We start from the raw sequence: 4,741 nt of genomic DNA, 5'->3' as shown, positions 1-4,741 counted from the left end.
GCGAGGCCGGCCAACTCCTCGGCCTGCGCGAGGTCGGCACCGAGCGGCCACTCGCTGAACACCATCTTCCCCGCTTCCAGCGCGGGCCGGATGAGTTCCAGGTGGTGCGGAACCTTCACCGTCACCACCACGAGATCGACTTCCTCACTGCGGGCCAGCTCCTCCGCGCTGCCGAAGGCGAACGGCACCGCATACTTCTCGCCGGCCGCACGCGCCGATTCGGCGCTGCTGGCGCTCAGCGCCCGCAACGCGTATCCGTCGAGCCCGGCCAGCGCCGGCGCATGGGCAGCGGCCGCCCACCCGCCGCTCGCGCTCAGACCCACGACACCGACGCGGATCGGCTCCCGATGAGGGGAAATGGACGTCATGTGCACCCCAGCGTTCGCAATCGCCTCTCTCGGAAGTGCCTCGCACAACGTGCGGGTTTCGAGAGGAGGCCGTTATCCCCATAGAGAAGCGAGCCTGCGCCATTCCTCCCTCGGGAGCTTGTCCCTGTGGGTGCCGGTGAGCACCTGGAGGGCCACGTGGTCCCCGCCTGCCTGGTGGAAGGTGTCGATGCGGTCGCGGATGCGGTTCTCGTCGCCCCAGGCGAAGACCGCGTCGATCAGGCGGTCGCTGCCGCCCTCGGCCAGGTCGGCCTCGGTGAAGCCGTGCCGCAGAAAGTTGTTGGTGTAGTTCGGCAGGGTGAGGTACATGGCGAGGGCGTCGCGGGCCAGGGCGCGGGCCCTGGCCGGGTCGGTCTCCAGGACCACCTTCAGCTCCGGGGCGAGCAGCGGGCCCTCGCCGAGGATCTCGCGGGCCTGGGCGGTGTGTTCGGGCGTGACCAGGTAGGGGATGGCGCCGGCCGCCCGCTCGCCGGACAGCTTCAGCATCTTCGGGCCCAGCGCGGCCAGCACCCTGCTGTCGGCGGCGACGCCGGCCTCGTCCAGCTCGTCGAGGTAGCCGGTCATCGCCGCGTACGGGTGGCTGTAGTCCTTCACCAGCGGGCCGTGGCTCACGCCGAGACCCACCAGGTAGCGGCCGGGGTGCGCCGATTCCACCTCGGTGAAGCCGGCCGCGGTCGTGGCGGCCTCCTGCTGCCAGATGTTCAGGACGCTGGTGCCGACGACGATGCGGCGCGTCGCCCCGATCAGCGGGGCGGCGTGGTCGGCGGTGCTGTTGTTGCCGAGCCAGATGGCGCCGTACCCGAGTTCCTCCAGTTCGGCCGCGGCCTCGTCCAGTTCGCCGCGCCGGGCCGGGTCCTCCGAGCGCAGTTCGATGCTCCAGGCACCGTACCGGCCGACTCGCTGCTTCAGGGGGACTCTGGTGTCGCTCATCGGGTGTTCTCCCCGGGTGGTGGGCTGTGCAGTGATCATCACGTCACCAGCCGCTACCGACCGGAGGGCGTTCCGGTCGATTCTCGCCGTTCCCTCAGTTGGTCCAACGGTCATAAGACGTCGAACAGGCACGAGCCCGCCACTGCGGTGGCGGGCTCGTGCGTGTCGTCTACCGGACTCGAGGAACACCGAAACCGTGGTTAGCGGTAGCGCCAGTTCCAGTTCGGGTCTCTCATAAACGACCATCTGTGAGAGTTCTGCGAGCCCCCCAGCAAGAACCCGTCGGTCGCCTCGCTCTACCGGGCCCTCGCGGAAGCCGAGGCCGCTGCAGCGGACGACGGCCTGCCGCTGCGGCCCAAGCCCGTCCGCATCCGCCGGCCCGGGGACCTGCTCACCCCCGAGGAGATCGACCTCCGCGAACGCCTCCAGGCCCAGCCTCACCCGAACACGGATATCCGCAGCTAGGCCCCATGATCGATCTCAGCGCCAACGGCTGTACCGATGTCCCGAGGCCGGTACAGGTGAGGGGCAGATGGGGATGCCCGCGCAGCGAGCTTCTGCTGCTCTCTGGGGGAAGGATCTACAACCCGCACATAGGTACTACCTGTACGACCTACTAATGGGGTGCAAGGCCGTGCCGGGCTGACCCGTGTGCCGGGTCCGACCGGGGTTTGCAACGCGGAGCGCAACAAGCCCCCCGTCCCGCCTGCGTGGGGTGTTGCCGCAGGTCGGAGCCGCAACGCGGTCTCTGTTGCACCTGGATGTTGCAGTGCCGTTGCGGGGCCGAGTCGTCGGCTGTGAGGTCCGGGGCGGCCGACGCGCGGGATGGGTGCAAGGGTGCAAGGCCGCTGCGGGCGCCCCGGCCTGGTCGCGCTAGACCTCGATGTAGGCGACGACCACGACGGTTATCTGCGGTCCTGATCTGGCCCTCGCGAGTGGTCGCGGGACTCTGCGGCACGCACGTCCAGCGGTGGGACCGTGACAAGAGGGCGGGCGCGACCCGCGACCCCGAGCAATGGGCCCGGCAAGCGGCCACACGTCTGCTCACCCACCAGTTCACCATGCGGGACCTGGAGGACCCTGTCCGCTGGGAGCTTCTCTACGCACTGCAGCAACGGGATGCCCGCGGCGGCATCATCGAGCCGATGGCCACCCGCCATCTGACCCGTCGGCTGGAGGGCGTCCCGAGCCTGCTGACGGTGGACGTCGCGTCCTTCATCGAAGGGATCTACCAGCACCACAACCTCGCGGCCTTGATCCGCGAGACCGTCCGAAGTCTGCGCCGAGCCTCTCTGTCGTTCCGCGGCCTGACGCCCACCGATGCCGACACCTGGGACCTGGGCTGGATGAATCTGCGGTCCCCGGCGCTGGGCGGGCGCCGCAGCCGCCCGGGACAGGTCGACGCTTCCGCCATCCGACAGCCGTGGCTCCGGGAAGTGATCAAGACATGGGCCACCACGGTCAGCTTGGACAGCGGCAAGTTCAAGCAGGTGTTCGCTGCTTGCGTCGTCGCTTCCGATGCACTGCATGCACGGCCCGGCGGGGGCCAGGACTACACGAAACTGCGGTTCGCCGACATGCAGGCAGTCTTCACCGCGATGAGCCGCATCCGACGCACCACCGATGACGAACTCGCCAGCCGGAACCACCGCCAGCAGTCGTTCGGCAGCTTCATGGAGATCGTCGACTTCGGCCGCAAGACGGACATGCTGACCGGCATGCCCGGCAGCTTCGACCGGGACAAGACACTGGTCCTGCCGCCCGAGGAGACGAGCGAGGATGCTGCCGGCCGAGCCGTCCCTGAGCCCGTCATCGCCCAGCTCGATGCCCACCTCGCCCTGATGGGAGCCGGCTTCCCCTACGGCGAGATGGAACCGGCCGACGTCGAGCTGATGATGCAGACGGCCTACTTGGTCCTGCGTGATACCGGCCGCCGTCCCGTCGAGGTCGCCAGCCTGCGGCTGAAGTGCCTGGAGACCCGCGGGGACGAAGACACCCTGATCTGGGACAACGTCAAGAAGCGCCGCTACGGCCGCAAGCTGCCGATCACCCGCGAAACCGCCGCGGTGATCAGGACCTGGCAGACCCGTCGACGGGAGCTGGAGGTTCCCTCCCGCAGCCAGAAGTACCTGTTCCCGTCGATCACCGGCCGCAGCGGGATCGCGCACATGGGGTCCAACCTGGCCAACGCGATGCGGGACTGGGTCGCGGCCATCCCGGTACTGCTGAGCGACGAACTGGACGAGCACGGCAACAGGCTGCCGTTCGACCGCTCGCTGATCTTCCTCTACGCGTTCCGGCACGCCTATGCCCAGCGTCACGCCGACGCCGGCGTCCCCGTTGACGTGCTCAAAGAGCTCATGGACCACCGGTCGATCGTCACCACGATGTCGTACTACCAGGTGTCCCTGAAGCGGAAACGCGAAGCGATCACGACCATGCGGCAGCACACCATCGACCGTTCCGGACGGCCGGCACCGTTCACCAGCACCACCGACTACGAAGCGCAATCGGTCGCCGTCCCGTTCGGCAACTGCCGCGAGCCCGGCAACGTCAAGGCCGGCGGCAAAGCCTGCCCGATCCGTTTCCAATGCGCCGGTTGCGGCTTCTATCGCCCCGACCCGTCCTATCTGCCCGCGATCGAGGAACACGTCAACGACCTGCGGGCCGACCGCGAGACCGCCACGGCCATGGACGCCGACGACTTCGTCGTCCGCAACCTCACCGACCAGATCACCGCCTTCACGACCGTCGCCGACACCATGCGCAACCGGCTCAGCAAGCTCCCCCAGGACGAACGCGAGGAGATCGAGGAGGCCAGCGCGGTCCTGCGGAAGGTTCGCGCGACCCGGGACCACAAGCTGCTGCCGCTGACCGTGATCCGCAAGGACGCCCCGGATGCCTGCTGAGACATCCGAGAAGCCCTCCAGGACACCCGCAGACATCCTCAAAGCCGCACGTCAACGGGACAGTGCCGACAAACGGGGACGCGTCCTCAAGGCCGTCCAGGACATGCTCCGCGACAACCGCCGGATCACCTTCGCCGCGGTCGCCCGCGAAGCCGGCGTCTCCAGCTGGCTCGTCTATGCTCCTGGCCTGCGCGAACGCATCGATCAGGCACGAGCCCGACAGGCTGCCCAAGGCCACCAGGACCAGCGGAGCGGGCGGAAGGTCTCCACCGCCAGCGAGCAGACCGACCTGCTTCTCGCCCGACAGGAGATCAAACAGCTCCGAACCGAGAACGGACAGCTACGGCAACAAGCCCGCATTCATCTGGGCCAACAGGTCGAACAGCTAGGCAACCACGACCTGGTCAATCGCATCAGCGAGCGGAGCCTCCCCCTGAGTGGTGGACACGCTGATACTGGATCTGCTTGATCCGGAGGAAGCGAGAAGACCGCCGATGGCGATGAAGGACTACTCGG

The 4,741-nt window shown here is 68.2% G+C and carries 4 protein-coding genes; 2 read left to right on the top strand and 2 right to left on the bottom strand.

The window, feature by feature from the left end:
* Positions 1–368, bottom strand: a 368-nt coding sequence (locus ABT288_RS49480; RefSeq protein WP_351623376.1) for a Gfo/Idh/MocA family oxidoreductase, incomplete at its 3' end; no start/stop codon positions are given.
* Between the two features lie 72 nt (positions 369–440).
* A complete protein-coding gene (locus ABT288_RS49475; RefSeq protein ID WP_351623375.1) occupies positions 441–1,316 on the bottom strand; it encodes an LLM class F420-dependent oxidoreductase in 876 nt (291 codons plus the stop codon).
* A 935-nt stretch (positions 1,317–2,251) separates the two neighbouring features.
* Between ABT288_RS49475 and ABT288_RS49470 the strand changes: the two genes are divergently transcribed.
* Both ABT288_RS49470 and ABT288_RS49465 read left to right on the top strand, forming a co-directional pair.
* On the top strand, positions 2,252–4,225 hold the full coding sequence (locus tag ABT288_RS49470) for a tyrosine-type recombinase/integrase (RefSeq protein WP_351623374.1): 1,974 nt from the start codon (positions 2,252–2,254) through the stop codon (positions 4,223–4,225).
* Entirely contained in the window at positions 4,215–4,694 is a 480-nt protein-coding gene (locus ABT288_RS49465) for a DUF6262 family protein (protein WP_351623373.1), read from the top strand. The genes ABT288_RS49470 and ABT288_RS49465 overlap by 11 nt, the downstream gene beginning before the upstream one ends.
* Positions 4,695–4,741 lie beyond the last annotated feature (47 nt).

The organism is Streptomyces sp. NPDC001093 (assembly GCF_040298985.1).
In the GTDB taxonomy this organism is placed as follows: Bacteria; Actinomycetota; Actinomycetes; order Streptomycetales; family Streptomycetaceae; genus Streptomyces.
The sequence above is the reverse complement of the archived record's forward strand: the minus strand, read 5'-3'. Positions and strand labels throughout refer to the sequence as shown.

Coding starts and splice junctions, on each gene's coding strand:
- ABT288_RS49475 (WP_351623375.1), bottom strand. CDS start 1,316: ATGAGCGACACCAGAGTCCCCCTGAAGCAGCGAGTCGGCCGGTACGGT.
- ABT288_RS49465 (WP_351623373.1), top strand. CDS start 4,215: ATGCCTGCTGAGACATCCGAGAAGCCCTCCAGGACACCCGCAGACATC.